We start from the raw sequence: 16631 nt of genomic DNA, 5'->3' as shown, positions 1-16631 counted from the left end.
ACGGGGCGGGGGGATGGGCAATGGATCAACCGCCGTTCACGCTGAGCGCAGTCGAAGCGCACGCTCCGACCAAGCGGCTTGGCGGGTGTTTGGGCGTGGCCTTCGACTTCGCTCAGGCTGAACGGGGCGGGGGTGTGGGCAATGCCCCAACCGCCGTTCACGCTGAGCGCAGTCGAAGCGCACGCCCCGACCGCGCGGCTTGGCGGATGTTCGCGCTTGGCCTTCGACTTCGCTCGGGCTGAACGAGTGAGCGGGGCGTTTGCCGTCCGACGAAAAAGGGCCCGTCCCTCGAGGTGAGGGACGGGCCTTCTCCGATCAACCGGTCACACCGATCAGCGATACTTGCCGCTGAACGAAATGCCGATGATGCGCGGTTCGTTGAACACGGCCGCCATATAGTTTTCGATGACGCCCTTCAGGTTCTTCTCGTTCGTGATGTTGCGCGCGAAGACCGACAGGCTCCAGTCGTCATGCGGCGCGGTGTAGCCGATGCTCAGGCCGCCCTCGAAATTGCCGTTCGAAGTGAACTCCTTGGTCCGGTAGAGGACGAAGTTCGTATAGCCCTGCAGGTTCCAGTCGGTGCTGATGAACGCCTTGCCGCCATTGGCCAGCGGCATGTCGTACTTGGCCGCCAGGTTCAGGTTGTACTCGGGCGCGTTGGGCAGCGGGTTGCCGTTGATCTGTGCGAAATAGGCGTTCGCGCCGAACACGCGGCGGGTGACGAACGGGTCGAGCACGGTGCACACCTGCACCCCGTTCAGGCCGCAGGTCTGAGCGAAGACGCGCTTGTCGCGAATCTCGGAGTGCAGCAGGCTGAGGCCCGCCGACAGCGCCAGGTTGCGCACGGGCAGCCACTGCGCATCGGCTTCCATGCCATAGGCGACCGCCTTGTCGGCGTTGAACAGCACGCCATTGCCGTCCGAATCGTTGCCGTTCAGCTGGATGCCCTTCACGCGGTAGGCGAAGGCAGCGGCGTTCAGGCGCAGCGTGTTGTCGAACAGCTTCGACTTGAAGCCGGTCTCGAACGACAGGTTGGTTTCCGAACCGGCGGTGGTGAAGTCGGAGTTGAACACCGCCGAGCGGCCCTGGATCGTCGGGCCACGGAAGCCTTCGGCTGCGCGGACATAGACGTTCAGTTCGGGGGTGACTTCATACAGCGCCGACAGGTCCCAGCTGGGCTTGGTGTCGGACAGGCGCACGTCGCGGCGACCGCGATAGGTCGACACGCCGGCGGCGCTGTCGGCGGTGCGCAGCAGCTGGGTACGCTTGGTATCCTCGCTGACGCGGCCACCGGCGGTCAGCAGCAGGCGATCGGTCGCCTGATAGCTGACTTGACCGAACAGGCCCCAGGACGTGTTGACGTTGTGCAGGCGGACCCAGTTGTTCGGGTTCGCACCGATCAGGAACGCGCGCTGGTAGAAGTCGGTGATGTCGCGGCTGTCGAAATAGATGCCGCCGAACTGCCACTTGAACGGACCGTCCGAGGTCGAGGCCAGGCGGACTTCCTGCGTCCACTGGTCGAGATCACGGACCTGCCCCTGGCTGAGGCCATAGCCGTTGGGCTGGCCGTTCACCGGGAAGTTGGTCGCCGCGCCGCCATCGGTGTCGCCCTTGCTGAAGCCCGAGGTGGTTTCATAGGCGGTGATCGAGGTCAGCTCGGCCGCGCCCAGATCCCAGGCGGCGCGCAGCGAGGCGCCCTGTGTGTCATAGGACTGCGGATTGCCGCGCCCTTCGTCGATCGCGACCTGATCGCGGGGCTCGGCCGACACGTCGCGCGAACCCTTCTTCAACGCCCCGCGATGGAACAGCGTCGAAGTGCCGTCATACCAGCGGGCATGGCCGGCCAGGTTGAACGACAGCGTCTCGGTCGGCGTGAACAGCAGCTGGAGGCGCACGTCGCGCTCGGTGAAGCCGCCCATCGCGTCCTTCTTGGGCGTCAGCGTGCCGTCGGCGCTGGGGCCGGCATAGACATTGTCGACCCAGTTGTCGCGGTGCTGCACCAGCGCCGACAGGCGGAAGGCCAGCACGTCGCGGATCAGCGGGCCGCCGACACCCGCGTCCATGCTGATCGTGTTGTAGGTGCCGATCGAGGCGGTCGCGCGGCTCTTGAACTCCTGGCTCGGCTTGATCGTGTCGAACTTGATGATGCCGGCGGTCGTGTTGCGACCGAAGAGCGAGCCCTGCGGGCCGCGCAGCACTTCGACCTGATCGACGTCGAACACCGGGTTCGATTTCAGCACGACATGTTCGAGGACGACGTCGTCCTGGATGATCGACACCGGCTGCGACGCGCCGAGATAGAAGTCGATGTTACCCAGGCCACGGATGTAGAAGCGCGGGAAGATGCGGCCCGTGGTGGTTTCGGCATAAAGGCCGGGGACGCGGCCCGACAGCGCGAGAATGTCTTCGCCGCCCTGCTGGAAGGCGCGCAGGTCCTGGCCGCCGACGACGCCGACCGACACCGGCACGCGGTTCAGGCTTTCCGAACGACGCTCGGCGGTGACGACGATGTCGTTCAGCCCGGCCTGTTCGTCGCCCTGTTCGCCGGCGGCGTTGGTCGTCGTGCCCTGGTCGGCGGTCTGCGCGATCGCCGGCACGGCCGCCAGCGTTCCCCACGCCGCGCCCAGCAGCGCCACGGTCTTGATAACGGACTTCATCTTGTTCCCCACGCTCGACGGATCGGTCGATGCCGTCCGCCTGATTGCAATTTCTCCCGGTGAGGCGGGCGGTTAGAGGCGCATTATGGCGCTTACGTGACAGAGGTGATGCGCTGCGAGCACAGTTACAAAGGAATTTGCGGTTCGACGGCCGGCACCGTCATGCAACGCAACGCGGCCTGCCGCATTGATGCCCGAAAGGCTGTTTCGACGGCGCAATGACGGGGGATGGCATGGCGGAGGCGGTAACCGGGCGCGAAGCGAGGGGCGGCGAAGGGGCACTGGCGCAGCTGGCATTGCGGTTCACCGGCTGGGCCGAGCGCTGGTTTCCCGATGCCTTCGTCTTCGTCGCGATCGCAGTGGTGGTCGTGGCCGCCGCCGCGATGATCAACGGCGCCTCGGCCCCCGCCGTCGCCAAGAGCTTCGGCGATGGCTTCTGGACGCTGATCCCCTTCACCATGCAAATGGCCTTCGTCACGATCGGCGGCTATGTCGTCGCGACCTCGCGGCCCGTCCAACGCTTGATCGACTGGCTGGCCGAGCGGCCGGGCAGCGCGCGCGGCGCGATCGGCCTCATCGCCTTTGCGACCATGGTCTCCTCGCTGCTCAGCTGGGGATTAAGCCTGATCTTCGGCGGGCTGTTGGCACGGGCCTGCGCGCGGCGGACCGAGTTGCGGATGGATTACCGCGCGGCGGGGGCGGCGGCCTATCTGGGGCTGGGCGCGACCTGGGCGATGGGCCTGTCCTCCTCTTCGGCGCAGCTTCAGGCCAATCCCGTCAGCCTGCCGCCCGCGCTGCTGCCCATCACCGGCGTCATCCCGTTCAGCCAGACGATCTTCCTGTGGCAGTCGATGCTGATCGCCGGCGTGCTGGTCCTCCTGTCGACGATCATCGCGGTCGCCTCCGCCCCCGGTCGCGACACCGCTGTCACCGCGCAGGACATGGGCATCGACCCGGCGCGCGAAGCGGATGATCTGCCGCCGCGCACCCAGCCGGGCGAATGGCTGGAACATGCGCCGCTGCTCACGATCCTCATCGGGCTGTTGGCGCTGGGCTGGCTGGTGCAGGAGTTCGCGCGGCAGGACTGGATGATCGCCATCTCCAACCTCAACACCTACAATTTCCTGTTCCTGATGGCGGGGCTGGTGCTGCACTGGCGGCCCAAGCGCTTCCTGATCGCATTGGGACGCTCGGTGCCGGCGACGGCGGGCATCCTGATCCAATATCCCTTCTACGCCGCGATCGCCGCGATGCTGACCGGCGCGACCAACGCCGCCGGGGTGGGCGTCGCCGACCGGATCGCGCAGGCCTTCGTCGCGCTCAATACGCAAGGGTCGTTTCCGCTGACCATGGGCGCCTATTCGGCGATCCTGGGTTTCTTCATCCCCTCGGGCGGCGGCAAATGGCTGCTCGAGGCGCCCTATGTGATGCAGGCGGCGAACGAATTGCAGGTCCATCTCGGCTGGGCGGTGCAGATCTACAACGCGTCCGAGGCGTTGCCCAACCTGATCAATCCCTTCTGGATGCTGCCCTTGCTGGGCATATTGGGGCTGAAGGCGCGCGACATCGTGGGCTTCAGTTTCCTGCAGCTGATCGTCCACCTGCCGGTGGTGCTGTTCCTGCTCTGGGCGCTGTCCTTCACGCTGCCCTATCAGCCGCCGATGATGCCCGGAACCGGATGACTGTCACATAGTTGTAACCCAGTTTTGCTTGACGTGGTGCCTGCGGCTGGTCAGGGGGGCGGCGTTCGTACCATCTTCCGTTCATGACCCTGTTACGGTCCGGCGTTTCGCCGTGGCCCGATAGGCCATGGGCCAAAGACGTGTATGATATCGGATCACTATCGGGGTTTGCCGACTGATGTTCGCCTGGTTTCAACGCCTTCTGCCGAAGACGGGCAATTTTTTCGAACTGTTCGAGGCGCAGGCCGCGACGATCCTGGCGGGGGCCGAGGCCACCGTCCGGCTGTTCGACACGCAGGGTGACACCGCCGACGAGATCGCCGTCGTCGCCGCGCGCGAGCATGACGCGGACGAGATCACCCGCAAGGTGCTGACCTCGGTCCGCTCGACCTTCCTGACGCCGTTCGACCGCGCCTCGATCACCTCGCTGATCGGCTCGCTCGACGACACGATCGACGAGATGCACGCCGCCGCCACCGCGATCGGCCTGTATCGGCTGACCCGCTTCGCCCCCGAAATGCGCGAGATGGCCACCGTCGCGGTCGAGGCGGCCCGCCTGACCGTCGAGGCGATGCCGCTGATGCGCGACGTCGCGCGCAACGGCGACCGGCTGCACGCCCTGACCGAGGAACTGGTCCGCCTGGAGGGTCGCGCGGACGACATCCATGCGGCGGGCCTGCGGCGCACGCTGGACGAATGCGGCGAGCGCGACACGCTGCGCTTCGTGATCGAGAAGGAAGTCTACAAGCATCTGGAGCGCATCCTCGACGCGTTCGAGGATGTCGCCGACGAGATCGACGGCATCGTCATCGATCACGCCTGAGGCGGCGGCCATGCACGAACTTGCCACTCCCCTGCTGGTCGGCCTGATCCTGGTCGCGCTGGCGTTCGATTATCTCAACGGCCTGCACGACGCGGCCAATTCGATCGCGACCGTGGTGGCGACGCGGCTGTTGTCGCCGGTCGCGGCGGTGGTGTTCGCCGCCTTCTTCAACTTCGCGGCCTATTTCCTGACCGTCGCCTTCCCCAGCCTGCATGCGGTGGCCGAGACGATCGGCAAGGGCCTGATCGACAAGAGCATCGTCACGCCCGCCGTCATCTTCGGCGCGCTGGGCGGGGCGATGGCGTGGAACGTCATCACCTGGCTGCGCGGCATCCCCTCGTCCTCCAGCCATGCGCTGGTCGGCGGGCTGGTCGGCGCGGGCGTCGCCCATGCCGGCATGGACGCGGTGAAGTGGGCGGGCCTCAACAAGACGCTGATCGCCATCGTCCTGTCGCCGATGCTGGGCATGGTGCTGGCGATGCTGGTCATGCTGCTCAGCAGCTGGGCGATGCGCCGGTCGACGGCGGGGCAGGCGGAGCGCAGCTTTCGCGCGATGCACCTCGTCTCCTCGGCGGCCTATTCGCTCAGCCACGGCCTGAACGACGCGCAGAAGACGATGGGGATCATCACCGTCCTCCTCTATTCGACCGGCCGCCTGACCGGACCGTTCGAGGTGCCGCACTGGGTCGCCATCTCCTGCTATATCGCGATCGCGCTGGGCACGATGACCGGCGGCTGGCGCATCATCGAGACGATGGGCACCCGCATCACCAAGCTTTCGCAGCATCAGGGCTTCAGCGCCTCGACGGCCGGGTCGATCGTGATCTTCCTGGCCTCGGCCATGGGTATCCCGGTGTCGACGACGCATACTATCACCGGCTCGATCATCGGTGCGGGCGTGGCCAGGCGGGCCTCGGCGGTGCGCTGGGGCGTGGCGGGCAATGTGGTGATCGCCTGGATCATCACCATCCCCGCCTCCGCGGTGATGGGGGCGGGGTTCTACCTGCTGACCCGGTTGTTCTGATGACGGGGGAGGCGAGGGCCTCCCCTTTTTCTCATACCCAACATCCATTCAGCCTGAGCGCAGTCAAAAACCCTTCCTCCCCTGTAAGGGGAGGGGGACCAGCGAAGCTGGTGGAGGGGTGTTACCCGTTGTGAGTGAGGTCCGCACTCGCCGAGCGGGACACCCCTCCGTCAGGCCTGCGGCCTGCCACCTCCCCTTACAGGGGAGGAATGGGCGGGCTTCGACTGCGCTCAGGCTGAACGGCTGTAGGGGATGGGTTGCCCCACCCCCTTCATATCACGACCCCGTGACCGGCCCTCCGACGGCCTGGAACAGCGCGACCGTGTCGGTCATCCGCGCCGCCTTGGCCTGGATCAGCTGAGAGCGCGCCTGCGCGTCCGTGGCGGTGGCGTTGAGCAATTGCAGCGTCCCCACATCGCCCAGCGCCAGCTGCCGCCGCGCGAAGGTCAGCGCCTGGCCGGCCGCATTGCTCGCCCGCTGTGCCGCGTCGAGCGCCTGGGCGTCGGTCGACAGGCCGGTCAGCGAATCGGCGACATTGCCGAACGCCTGAAGCACCGCCTGGCGATACTGCGCCTTGGCGCCGTCCAGCGCGGCCTCCGCCGCCTTTTGCTGATGGCGCAGCGCATTGGCGTGGAACAGCGGCTGGGTGATGCTGCCGAGCAGCGCCCAGAAAGGATTGCCGCTCTTGAACATGTCGCCGAAATTCTGCGCCGAGCCGCCGGCATTGGCCGAAAGCTGGATGCTGGGCAGACGCGCGGCGATCGCGGCGCCGACATCGACACCGGCACCCTGCAACTGCGCTTCCGCCGCCAGTATGTCGGGCCGGCGATGGACCAGCTCGGACGGTACGATCGCGGGCAGTTCGGTCGGCAGGGTCAGCTGCGACAATTCGGGCAGCGGCGGCAGCGCGGCGCCCGCCGGACGGCCGATCAGCGTCGCGATGATCGTGCGCTGTGCAGCCTCGGCGCGAACGAGCGGGGGCAGCGCGCCCTCGGCATTGGCGAGCGCGGCCTGCTGTTGCGCGACGTCGGATGCGCCGACCGCGCCCAGCCGCTGACGCTGTTGCAACGCGCCCAATATGTCGCGGTTGACCGTCACGGCGGTCTGCGCGGCGGCGACCTGTTCGGCCAGGCTCGCCCGCTCGATCAGCGCAGTGACGAGGTTCGCCGCCACCGTCATCCGTGCCGCGTCCAGCTGATGCCGCTCGACCTCGGCGCGCGCGACGGCGGAGCGGACCTGCGCCCGGTTGCCGCCGAACGCATCGACATCATAGGAGACGCTGACCTGCGCGGTGTGCAGGGTATAGAGCTGCTGGTTCTGGTCGGCGACCGCCGGCGACAGCGCATTGGACACGCGGGTCCGCTGGACGTTGTAGTTCAGCCCGCCCTGCGGAAACAGCAGCGAGCCGCGCGTCGCGCGCGCCTGTTCCCGTGCCTGCCGCAGTGAGGCCTCGGCGACGCCGACGTCGTTGTTGTGCGCCAGCGCCTCGGCGACCAGCGCGTCGAGCTGGGCATTGCCGAAGGCGTGCCACCATTCGGGCGCGATGGTGGCCGAGACGGTTTGTGCCGGGCCGCTGGCCGGTGCTATCACCGGCGCCGGGGCCATGGGCGGCAGGCTGGCATGCGCGTCCAGATCATGCGGGCCGACCGCACAGGCGGAGACGCAAGCGAGCAGCGGCAGGGTCAGGAAACGCTTCATGCCATGGCTCCCGTATCGGCCTGGTCGTCGTGGAAATGGTCGTTCTTCTTCGGGCGCTGCGACAGCGGCAGGCGGGTCGAGAAGCGGCTGATCAGCACCGGCAGGACCAGGAGGATCAGCACGGGCGCGAGCGTCATGCCGCCGACCACGACCAGCGCGAGCGGCTTCTGCACCTGGCTGCCGATCCCGTGCGACAGGGCGGCGGGCAGCAGGCCGATCGCGGCGACCAGACAGGTCATGACGACCGGACGCAGGCTGTTCTTGACGGTGGTGGCCAGCGCATTCTCACGCGGGGCGCCTTCGTCGATCGCATTGTTGAAGGTGGTGACGACCAGGATGCCGTCCATCACCGCGATGCCGAACAACGCCACGAAGCCGATCGCCGCCGAGATACTGAACGCCGTGCCGGTCAGGGCCAGCGCCAGTACGCCGCCCACGATCGCCATCGGGATCGCGGAAAAGGCGAGCAGGCTGTCGCGCATCGCGCCGAAGTTGGCATAGAGCAGCAGCAGGATGAGCACGAGGCTGATCGGCACCACGATCTCCAGCCGCGAGATGGCGTTCTTGAGGTTGTCCAGCTCGCCCGCCCATTCCAGATGATAGCCCGGCGGCAGCTGGACATTCTGGTTGATCCGCGCGCGCGCCTCCTCGACCGCGCTGCCCAGGTCGCGGCCGCGCACCGAGAATTTGATCGGCACATAGCGTTCCTGATGCTCGCGATAGATGAACGAGGCGCCGCTGGTCAGCTTGACGTTCGCCACCTCGGACAGCGGCACCTGGATGGTCCCGTTGCCGTCCGGGCTGGGCGCGCCGATCGTGATGTTGCGCACCGATTCCAGCGAGTCGCGCTGCGCCGGCTGCAACCGCACGATGATCGGGAAGTGGCGGTCGGTGCCCGGCTCGTACAGGTCGGCAGACGACTGGCCACCGATCGCGGCCGCCACCGTCTGATTGATGTCGTCAGGCGTCAGGCCATAGCGCGCGGCATTGGCGCGATCGACATCGATCCGCACGGTCGGCTGGCCCAGAATCTCGAACACGCCGAGATCCTCGATGCCCTTCACCTTGGCCATCTGCGCCTTGATCTGGTTGGCCAGCTTTTCCAGCGTGACCAGATCGGGGCCGAACAGCTTGATCGAGTTCGCGCCCTTTACGCCCGAGGCGGCTTCTTCGACATTGTCCTCGATGATCTGCGAGAAGGAGAAGTCGACGCCCGGGTATTTCTTGGCGAGGCGGGTCGACAGCTCGTCGATCAGCTTCTCCTTGGTCATGCCGCTCGGCCAGGTGTCGAACGGCTTTAGTGGCACGAAGAATTCGACGTTGAAAAAGCCGGTCGCGTCGGTGCCATCGTCCGGGCGGCCATGGGCGGACAAGACCGCCGTGGTCTCCGGATAGGTGGCGATGATCTTGCGCACCTCGTTGGTCACCTTCTCGCCCGCCTCCAGGCTGATCGAGGAGGGGAGGGTGGCGCGGATGTACATGTTTCCTTCTTCGAGGTGCGGCAGGAACTCGATGCCCAGCGAGCGCACGCCGACGACCGCCAGCACCATCATCAGCGCCGCGCCGCCCAGCGTCACGATCTTGTTGCGCAGCGCGAAGGAGGCGGCGGGTTCGTAGATGCGGCGCAGGCGGCCGACGATGAAGGTCTCGGTCTCGGCCAGCTTGTCCGGCAGGAGGAGCGTCGAGAGCACCGGCGCGACGGTGAAGGTCGCGAGCAGGCCCCCGGTGATGGCATAGGCATAGGTCTTGGCCATCGGGCCGAAGATATGCCCCTCGACGCCGGTCAGGGTGAACAGCGGCAGGAAGCTGGCGATGATGATCGCGGCGGCGAAGAAGATGCCGCGGCTGACCTCCGACGAGGCGCCCAGCACCGCGCCGAAACGGCTGGCCATGGTGTAGCGGCCCTGGCCATTCTCCACGGCGGCGGAGCGTTCGACCATGTGGCGGAAGATATTCTCCACCATGATGACGCAGGCATCGACGACGAGGCCGAAGTCCAGCGCGCCGACCGACAGCAGGTTCGCACTCTCCCCCTGCAACACCAGGATCAGGATCGCGAAGGCCAAGGCGAAGGGGATGGTCGCCGCCACGATGATCGCCGAGCGCAGATTGCCGAGGAACAGCCATTGCAGCGCGAAGATCAGGAGGATGCCGACCACCATGTTTTCCATGACGGTATGGATGGTCAGGTTGATCAGGTCGGAACGGTCGTAGATGCGCTCCAGATGGACGCCGGGGGGCAGGATGCCGCTGTCGTTGATGTTGGCGACCTCCGCCTGCACGGCCTTGATCGTCGGCATCGACTGGGCGCCGCGCTGCATCAGGACGATGCCCTGCACGATGTCGTCGTCGTTATTGTACCCGGCGATGCCCATGCGCGGCGCGTTGCCGATCTTGACGGTCGCGACGTCCTTGATCAGCACGGGCGTCCCGCCCGCCTCGCCGACCAGCACGTTCTGGATCGCGTCGGGCGACTGGATCAGGCCGATGCCGCGCACGATCGCGGCCTGTTCGCCGAAGTTGATCGTCTGGCCGCCGACATTGCCGTCGCTCTTGGACAAGGCCGCCAGCACCTGCGCGACCGTCACGCCATGTGCGGTCAGCCGGTTCTGGTCGATGACCACGTCATAGGCGCGCAGCTTGCCGCCCCAACCGGTCACGTCGATCACGCCCGGAATCCGCTTGAACCGGCGCTGGAGCACCCAGTCCTGCAGCGTCTTCAGGTCCATCACCGAATAGCCCTTGGGCGCGGCGATGCGGTAGCGATAGATTTCACCCACCGGCGAGGTTGGCGACAGCGTTGGCTGCGCGCCACCGGCCAGCGGCGGCAGCTGCGACAGGCGGTTGATGACCTGCTGGCGCGCCTGTTCGTTGGTATAGTCGTAGGTGAACTGGATCTTTATGTCCGACAGGCCGAACAGGCTGATCGCGCGGATCGCGGTCAGATGCGGGATACCCGCCATCTGGACCTCGATCGGGATGGTGACGTTGCGTTCCATCTCCTCGGCCGACAGGCCTTGGGTCTGGGTGATGACCTCGACCATCGGAGGAACGGGATCGGGATAGGCCTCGATGTTGAGGTTGATGAAGCCGATGACGCCCGCGACGATCATCGCGAAGAACAGGCCGACGATCAGCAGTCGCTGACGCAGCGCAAAGTCGACGATGCGGTTCATTATTCGCCGATCCCCGCTTCGTTGACGAACAGCGCGCCCGAGGTGACGATCTTCTCGCCCGGCTTGAGCCCGGAGGTGATCGTGACGAGACCGTTGGCGGATTCGCCGGTCTGTACATCGCGCGCGACCAGCAGGCCGTCGGGACGCATGATCCAGACGCGCGCGGCGTCACCCTCATGAATGACCGCGGCGGCGGGGACGCGGATCGCCTCGCCGGCCCCCAGATGATGGATCGCGAAGCTGGCGAACATCTGCGGCTTCAGCGCCTTGTCCAGGTTGGGGATTGCGGCGCGGACGGGCAGGCGGTGGGTCTGCGGATCGAGCGCGGCGCCGACCAGATCGATGGTCGCGTGGAAGACGCGGCCGGGCAGGGCGGGGGTGGTCACCTCGACGGGATCGCCGACGCGGACATTCTCGGCATCGCTTTCGGCCACCTGCGCGACCAGCCAGACGCGTGAGGGGTCGGTGATGGTCATCACCGGCTTGTCGCCACCCTGCGAGACATATTGGCCCGGCGCGACATCGCGCGAGGCGACGACGCCGCTGATCGGCGCGTGGAGCGTGGTGATGTCGTGGATGCCGGAGACTTCGCCGACATTCTCCAGCCGGTTGATCTCGCCCTGCGACTTGCCAAGGATGGCCAGCTTGTCGCGCGCGGCGCCGAGCGAGGCGGCGGCGGTGCGCGCGGTCGCCTGCGCGGCGGCGAGGTCGGCCCTGGCCTGCTGATAATCCTTCAGCGCGCCGCCGGCGGTCTGATAGATTTGTTGCTGGCGATCGGCATTGCGCTGCGCCGCGACCAGCTGCGCCTGCGCGTTCTGATAGGCGGCGCGGGCCGAGAACAGGCCGGCGCGCGCGTCGACGAAATCGCTGGTCTTGATCAGCAGCAGCGGCTGACCCTGCCGCACCACCTGACCCGCATCGGCCAGCACGCGCACGACCTGGCCGGCATAGGGCATCAGCACCGGGGTCGAGCGGGTGGCATCGACCGTGATCGCGCCCGTCGCCATGGTCTGCGCCCCCGAGGCGCCCAGGCCGACGCGCATCGTCGGCATCGCTGTCAGCTGCGCCTTGGACAGCCGCAGCGTCCCCGGCGGCGGCGGGGTGGGCGGCGCCTCCTCCTTATGGGTCAGCTTGCCGACCAGCGTGATCAGCAGCAGCACGCCGACCAGCACGGCGGCGGCGATCGCAACCCAGCGCCATTGCTGCGCGGAGGACAGGCGACGGGTTTCGGGTAGCGTTTCGTCGGCGGGGTTGGCGTGCATCGGCTTCTTTCGGCGCGAAGGACTGGAAATTGCGCCGGGCGATAGGGCCAGTGCCCTGACGGATCGCTTACGGAAAACTTACGAGGCGTTCATGTTGAAAGGGGGCGGCGAACATGTCCCGGATGGGCAGGGCCAGCCATTCGGCGGTGCCGCCCAACGACGCCGCCGCACGGTGTGGGGAACAAGTTGCGCGTCTTGTCGTTGAAAACGAACGATTCGACATAAAAAGGGGCATCCACCATGGCCAGCCATATGCCGCCGCCGCGCATCTCCGATCTGCCGCGCGAGGAGCGCCTCGACGCGCTGTATCGCCGCGCGGCCAATGATCGCGCGCGTTATCTGGCGGCGCGGACGCGTCGTCCGGGCTTGCTCGACCGGTTCCTTCAGCTGTTCTGATCATTCGTCGCGGCTCCCGGGTCGCGACGTCTTCCATGTTAGACCCGACGCGTCTGACGCCGGCGTCGCCGGAGCGTGCCAGTGCGCACGCGATCCGGCCGGGTTTTCAGGCGACGTTCCAACCGCAGATCGCTGTGGCCGATCGCCACCAGCACGATCAGCAGCGATGACAGCGCCGACACCGTCAACCAGATTTCCAACAGCGCGCCGGCCATGCCATTCCCCGAATGTGAATGGCGCAAACGTTCCGATGGCCGATCCGATCCGGTCCTTTTGCCTTAATGGCAATAATTTACGAAAAGCCTCGGCCGATGCGGTCGAGGGGCATCGCGCGGTGCCCGGACGCCGTGATAAGCAGCGTTCATGATCCGATCCGATCGTGCTTCCTGGCCGCTGGCGATCGGCCTGTCGCTGCTGGCGGGCTATGTCGATGCCATCGGCTTTCAGTGGCTGGGCGGCTATTTCGTCTCGTTCATGAGCGGCAACGGCACGATGCTGGCGCTGGGCCTGGCGACGCCGGGCGGGGCGGGGCATGGCGTGGCGATCCTGGCCGCCCTGCTGGCCCTGTTCGTCATCGGCGTGATGGCGGGCACCTTGATTCGCCTGACGCGGCCGCGCCTGGGGCAGGCCATCGTCCTGTTGCTGGTCGCGCTGCTGCTGGCGATCGCGGCGGCGCTTCGCGGTTGGGCGGCGCTGCTGATGGCGGTGGCGATGGGCGTGGCCAACGCGACCTTCGAGCGCGATGGCGAGGTCAGCATCGGCGTGACTTATATGACCGGCACGCTGGTCAAGATCGGCCAGCATCTGGCGCGGACCATCGCGGGGCGGACGCGCTGGGCCTGGCTGCCCTATCTGTTGCTGTGGACCGGGTTCGTCGCGGGCGCGGCGCTGGGCGCGCTGGGCTATGCGGCATGGGGTGTGGCGGCGTTATGGGGTGCGGTCGGCGCCGCGCTGCTGGGCGCGGGCGCGGCCTGGCGGATGGCGCCCGCCATTTGACGCCGGGGAAGGGGGCTTTGTCCGCTTTTCTCGGCACGGCGCTTGGATTTCACGAGCGAGCAATATAATTACAAGGCCGAGAGTCGGGCATCAGACCCGCGACAGGAGAGAATATGCGCGTGATCGATCACTTGGTCGCTGGCGGACAGACCGCGACCGATGCCGCTGCCACCCAGGCCGAGGGCCGTCAGGGCGATGTCTTCGACCCCAATAGCGGTCAGGTGCAGGCCCGCGTGATGCTGGGCGACGCCGCGCTGCTCGAACGCGCCGTCGCCGCCGCGCAAGCTGCGCAGCCGGGCTGGGCCGCGACCAATCCGCAGCGCCGGGCGCGCGTGATGTTCCGCTTCAAGGAACTGGTCGAGCAGAATATGGACGCGCTGGCGCATCTGCTCTCCTCCGAACATGGCAAGGTGATCGCCGACGCGAAAGGCGACATCCAGCGCGGGTTGGAGGTGATCGAGTTCGCCTGCGGCATCCCCCACGCGCTGAAGGGCGAATATACGCAAGGCGCGGGGCCGGGCATCGACGTCTATTCGATGCGGATGCCGCTCGGCATCGGTGCTGGCATCACCCCGTTCAACTTCCCGGCGATGATCCCGATGTGGATGTTCGGCGTCGCCATCGCCTGCGGCAACGCGTTCATCCTGAAGCCGTCCGAGCGTGATCCGTCGGTCCCCGTCCGCCTCGCCGAGCTGATGCGCGAAGCGGGTGCGCCCGAGGGCATCCTGCAGGTCGTGCATGGCGACAAGGCGATGGTCGACGCGATCCTCGACCATCCGGCGATCAGCGCGGTCAGCTTTGTCGGCTCGTCGGACATCGCGCATTACGTCTATCGGCGCGGGGGCGAGGCGGGCAAGCGCGTCCAGGCGATGGGCGGCGCGAAGAACCACGGCATCGTCATGCCCGACGCCGACCTCGACCAGGTGGTCGCCGACCTGTCGGGCGCGGCCTTCGGTTCGGCGGGCGAGCGGTGCATGGCGCTGCCTGTGGTGGTGCCGGTGGGGGACAAGACGGCGGATGCGTTGCGCGAGAAGCTGATCCCGGCGATCGACGCGCTGCGGGTCGGCGTTTCGACCGATGCGCAGGCGCATTACGGCCCGGTCGTCAACGCCGCGCACAAGAAGCGGGTGGAGGACTGGATTCAGACCGGCGTCGATGAGGGGGCCGAGCTGGTCGTCGACGGGCGCGGCTTCCAGTTGCAGGGCTATGAGGAAGGCTTCTTCATCGGCCCCTCGCTGTTCGACCGGGTGACGCCCGCCATGCAGAGCTATAAGGAGGAAATCTTCGGCCCCGTCCTCCAGATCGTCCGCGCCCCCGATTTCGAGACGGCGGTGCGCCTGCCGAGCGAGCACCAATATGGCAACGGCGTCGCGATCTTCACCCGCAACGGCCATGCGGCGCGCGAGTTCGCGGCGCGGGTCGAGGTGGGCATGGTCGGCATCAACGTGCCGATCCCGGTGCCGGTCGCGTATCACACATTTGGCGGCTGGAAGCGCTCGGCCTTTGGTGACGTGAATCAGCATGGCATGGAGGGCGTCCGCTTCTGGACCAAGGTGAAGACGGTGACCCAGCGCTGGCCCGATGGCTCCGCCACGGGCGAGAATGCCTTCGTGATCCCGACGATGGCCTAACAACACGCCCCTCCCGCACGCGGGAGGGGATGGGGGAGGGCAGGCCACAGGCGATGGTCTCGGTGAGACTCCTTACCCTCTCCAAACCCCTCCCGCCTGCGGGAGGGGCTTCAGAAGTGGAAGCACAATGACCCAATTCGACCTCACCGACGAGCAGCGCGAGATCCAGGACCTCGCGCGCCGCTTCACCGCCGATCGCATCACGCCCTTCGCGGCGGAGTGGGACGAGAAGCACATCTTCCCGCGCGACACGATTCGTGAAGCCGCCGAGCTCGGTTTCGCCGCCATCTATGTGTCCGAAGAATCCGGCGGCATCGCGCTCGGGCGGTTGGAGGCGGCGCTTATCATGGAGGCCATGGCCTATGGCTGTCCCTCCACATCCGCCTTCATCTCGATCCACAACATGGCGTCGTGGATGATCGACCGGTTCGGCGATGCGGATGTGAAGGGGCGTTACCTGCCCGACCTCGTCACCATGGAGCGCATGGCCAGCTATTGCCTGACCGAGCCGGGCTCGGGCTCCGACGCCGCCGCGCTCAAGACCCGCGCGGTCCTCGACGGCGATCATTACATCGTCTCCGGCTCCAAACAGTTCATCTCGGGCGGCGGCGAGAACGAAGTGTACGTCACCATGGTCCGCACCGGCGAGGACGGGCCCAAGGGCATTTCGTGCCTGGTGATCGACAAGGACACCCCCGGCGTCTCCTTCGGCGCGAATGAGCGCAAGCTGGGCTGGCATTCGCAACCGACGCGGCAGGTGATGTTCGATCAGGTGCGCGTGCCGGTCGCCAATCGGCTGGGTGCGGAGGGCGAGGGCTTCCGTATCGCGATGATGGGGCTGGACGGCGGGCGGCTGAACATCGGCGCCTGCTCGCTGGGCGGCGCGCAGCGCTGTCTCGACGAATCCGTGGCCTATGTGAAGGACCGCCGCCAGTTCGGCAAGGCAATCGCCGAGTTCCAGAACACGCAGTTCACGCTGGCCGACATGGCGACCGAGCTGGAGGCGGCGCGCGCGCTGCTATATCTCGCCGCCGCCAAGGTTACGGACAATGCGCCCGACAAGACCCGCTTCGCCGCCATGGCCAAGCGGCTGGCGACCGATACCGGATCGTCGGTGGTCGACCGGGCGCTGCAGCTGCATGGCGGCTATGGCTATCTGATGGACTATCCGATCGAGCGCTTCTGGCGCGACCTGCGCGTCCATTCGATCCTGGAGGGTACGAACCAGGTGATGCGGATGATCGTCGGTCGGGATTTACTTAAAGATTAAGCCGTTCCCCGGCGAA

12 protein-coding genes are annotated in these 16631 nt (G+C 66.9%); 7 read left to right on the top strand and 5 right to left on the bottom strand.

The annotated features are described in order from the left end of the window. Window positions 1–332: 332 nt before the first annotated feature. Window positions 333–2657, bottom strand: coding sequence for a TonB-dependent receptor (locus ACQHGV_RS12515; protein WP_440978424.1), 2325 nt, complete (start codon window positions 2655–2657; stop codon window positions 333–335). 233 nt (window positions 2658–2890) lie between these two features. On the opposite strand from ACQHGV_RS12515, the gene ACQHGV_RS12510 reads away from it, so the two are divergent. The 3 genes from ACQHGV_RS12510 (at window position 2891) to ACQHGV_RS12500 (ending at window position 6186) form a co-directional block, all read left to right on the top strand. Next, window positions 2891–4339, top strand: coding sequence for a short-chain fatty acid transporter (locus ACQHGV_RS12510; RefSeq protein WP_440978423.1), 1449 nt, complete (start codon window positions 2891–2893; stop codon window positions 4337–4339). Between the two features lie 178 nt (window positions 4340–4517). Then, entirely contained in the window at window positions 4518–5162 is a 645-nt protein-coding gene (locus tag ACQHGV_RS12505; RefSeq protein ID WP_440978422.1) for a DUF47 domain-containing protein, read from the top strand. A 10-nt stretch (window positions 5163–5172) separates the two neighbouring features. Further along, entirely contained in the window at window positions 5173–6186 is a 1014-nt protein-coding gene (locus ACQHGV_RS12500) for an anion permease (protein WP_440978421.1), read from the top strand. A gap of 276 nt (window positions 6187–6462) precedes the next feature. Here the strand turns inward: ACQHGV_RS12500 and ACQHGV_RS12495 are convergent, their stop codons facing one another. From ACQHGV_RS12495 to ACQHGV_RS12485, 3 genes are read right to left on the bottom strand one after another with little or no spacing between them, the layout of a single operon-like run. Next, complete coding sequence (locus tag ACQHGV_RS12495; RefSeq protein WP_440978420.1) at window positions 6463–7884, bottom strand: efflux transporter outer membrane subunit; 1422 nt, start codon at window positions 7882–7884, stop codon at window positions 6463–6465. Beyond that, on the bottom strand, window positions 7881–11060 hold the full coding sequence (locus tag ACQHGV_RS12490) for an efflux RND transporter permease subunit (protein WP_440978419.1): 3180 nt from the start codon (window positions 11058–11060) through the stop codon (window positions 7881–7883). The genes ACQHGV_RS12495 and ACQHGV_RS12490 overlap by 4 nt, the downstream gene beginning before the upstream one ends. Continuing rightward, entirely contained in the window at window positions 11060–12322 is a 1263-nt protein-coding gene (locus tag ACQHGV_RS12485) for an efflux RND transporter periplasmic adaptor subunit (RefSeq protein ID WP_440978418.1), read from the bottom strand. The genes ACQHGV_RS12490 and ACQHGV_RS12485 overlap by 1 nt, the downstream gene beginning before the upstream one ends. A 240-nt stretch (window positions 12323–12562) precedes the next feature. Here ACQHGV_RS12485 and ACQHGV_RS12480 point away from each other — a divergent pair, with 240 nt between their 5' ends. Further along, entirely contained in the window at window positions 12563–12718 is a 156-nt protein-coding gene (locus ACQHGV_RS12480; protein WP_409787644.1) for a hypothetical protein, read from the top strand. A 38-nt stretch (window positions 12719–12756) separates the two neighbouring features. Here ACQHGV_RS12480 and ACQHGV_RS12475 read toward each other — a convergent pair whose 3' ends face one another. Then, a complete protein-coding gene (locus tag ACQHGV_RS12475; RefSeq protein ID WP_409787645.1) occupies window positions 12757–12933 on the bottom strand; it encodes a hypothetical protein in 177 nt (58 codons plus the stop codon). 148 nt (window positions 12934–13081) lie between these two features. Between ACQHGV_RS12475 and ACQHGV_RS12470 the strand changes: the two genes are divergently transcribed. From ACQHGV_RS12470 to ACQHGV_RS12460, 3 genes are all read left to right on the top strand, one after another. After that, window positions 13082–13714 (top strand): YoaK family protein, encoded by a 633-nt coding sequence (locus ACQHGV_RS12470; protein ID WP_440978417.1) that lies wholly within the window; start codon window positions 13082–13084, stop codon window positions 13712–13714. 113 nt (window positions 13715–13827) lie between these two features. Further along, window positions 13828–15345 carry a CoA-acylating methylmalonate-semialdehyde dehydrogenase gene (locus ACQHGV_RS12465; RefSeq protein WP_440978416.1) on the top strand — a complete coding sequence of 506 codons (1518 nt, stop codon included), beginning with the start codon at window positions 13828–13830 and terminating at the stop codon, window positions 15343–15345. A 127-nt stretch (window positions 15346–15472) separates the two neighbouring features. Next, the gene (locus tag ACQHGV_RS12460; RefSeq protein WP_440978415.1) at window positions 15473–16615 is read left to right on the top strand and encodes an acyl-CoA dehydrogenase family protein; all 1143 of its coding nucleotides are present in this window, start codon (window positions 15473–15475) and stop codon (window positions 16613–16615) included. The last annotated feature ends 16 nt before the right edge of the window (window positions 16616–16631 follow it).

The sequence above is a fragment of the Sphingomonas pseudosanguinis genome, from assembly GCF_052056765.1.
GTDB classification, from domain to species: domain Bacteria; phylum Pseudomonadota; class Alphaproteobacteria; order Sphingomonadales; family Sphingomonadaceae; genus Sphingomonas; species Sphingomonas pseudosanguinis.
This window is presented reverse-complemented; position numbering and strand designations above follow the sequence as displayed.

What these genes read in the sequence shown, in the direction of transcription:
- ACQHGV_RS12515 (WP_440978424.1), bottom strand. Translation starts at nt 2,657, where the DNA reads ATGAAGTCCGTTATCAAGACCGTGGCGCTGCTGGGCGCGGCGTGGGGA.
- ACQHGV_RS12510 (WP_440978423.1), top strand. Translation starts at nt 2,891, where the DNA reads ATGGCGGAGGCGGTAACCGGGCGCGAAGCGAGGGGCGGCGAAGGGGCA.
- ACQHGV_RS12505 (WP_440978422.1), top strand. Translation starts at nt 4,518, where the DNA reads ATGTTCGCCTGGTTTCAACGCCTTCTGCCGAAGACGGGCAATTTTTTC.
- ACQHGV_RS12500 (WP_440978421.1), top strand. Translation starts at nt 5,173, where the DNA reads ATGCACGAACTTGCCACTCCCCTGCTGGTCGGCCTGATCCTGGTCGCG.
- ACQHGV_RS12495 (WP_440978420.1), bottom strand. Translation starts at nt 7,884, where the DNA reads ATGAAGCGTTTCCTGACCCTGCCGCTGCTCGCTTGCGTCTCCGCCTGT.
- ACQHGV_RS12490 (WP_440978419.1), bottom strand. Translation starts at nt 11,060, where the DNA reads ATGAACCGCATCGTCGACTTTGCGCTGCGTCAGCGACTGCTGATCGTC.
- ACQHGV_RS12485 (WP_440978418.1), bottom strand. Translation starts at nt 12,322, where the DNA reads ATGCACGCCAACCCCGCCGACGAAACGCTACCCGAAACCCGTCGCCTG.
- ACQHGV_RS12480 (WP_409787644.1), top strand. Translation starts at nt 12,563, where the DNA reads ATGGCCAGCCATATGCCGCCGCCGCGCATCTCCGATCTGCCGCGCGAG.
- ACQHGV_RS12475 (WP_409787645.1), bottom strand. Translation starts at nt 12,933, where the DNA reads ATGGCCGGCGCGCTGTTGGAAATCTGGTTGACGGTGTCGGCGCTGTCA.
- ACQHGV_RS12470 (WP_440978417.1), top strand. Translation starts at nt 13,082, where the DNA reads ATGATCCGATCCGATCGTGCTTCCTGGCCGCTGGCGATCGGCCTGTCG.
- ACQHGV_RS12465 (WP_440978416.1), top strand. Translation starts at nt 13,828, where the DNA reads ATGCGCGTGATCGATCACTTGGTCGCTGGCGGACAGACCGCGACCGAT.
- ACQHGV_RS12460 (WP_440978415.1), top strand. Translation starts at nt 15,473, where the DNA reads ATGACCCAATTCGACCTCACCGACGAGCAGCGCGAGATCCAGGACCTC.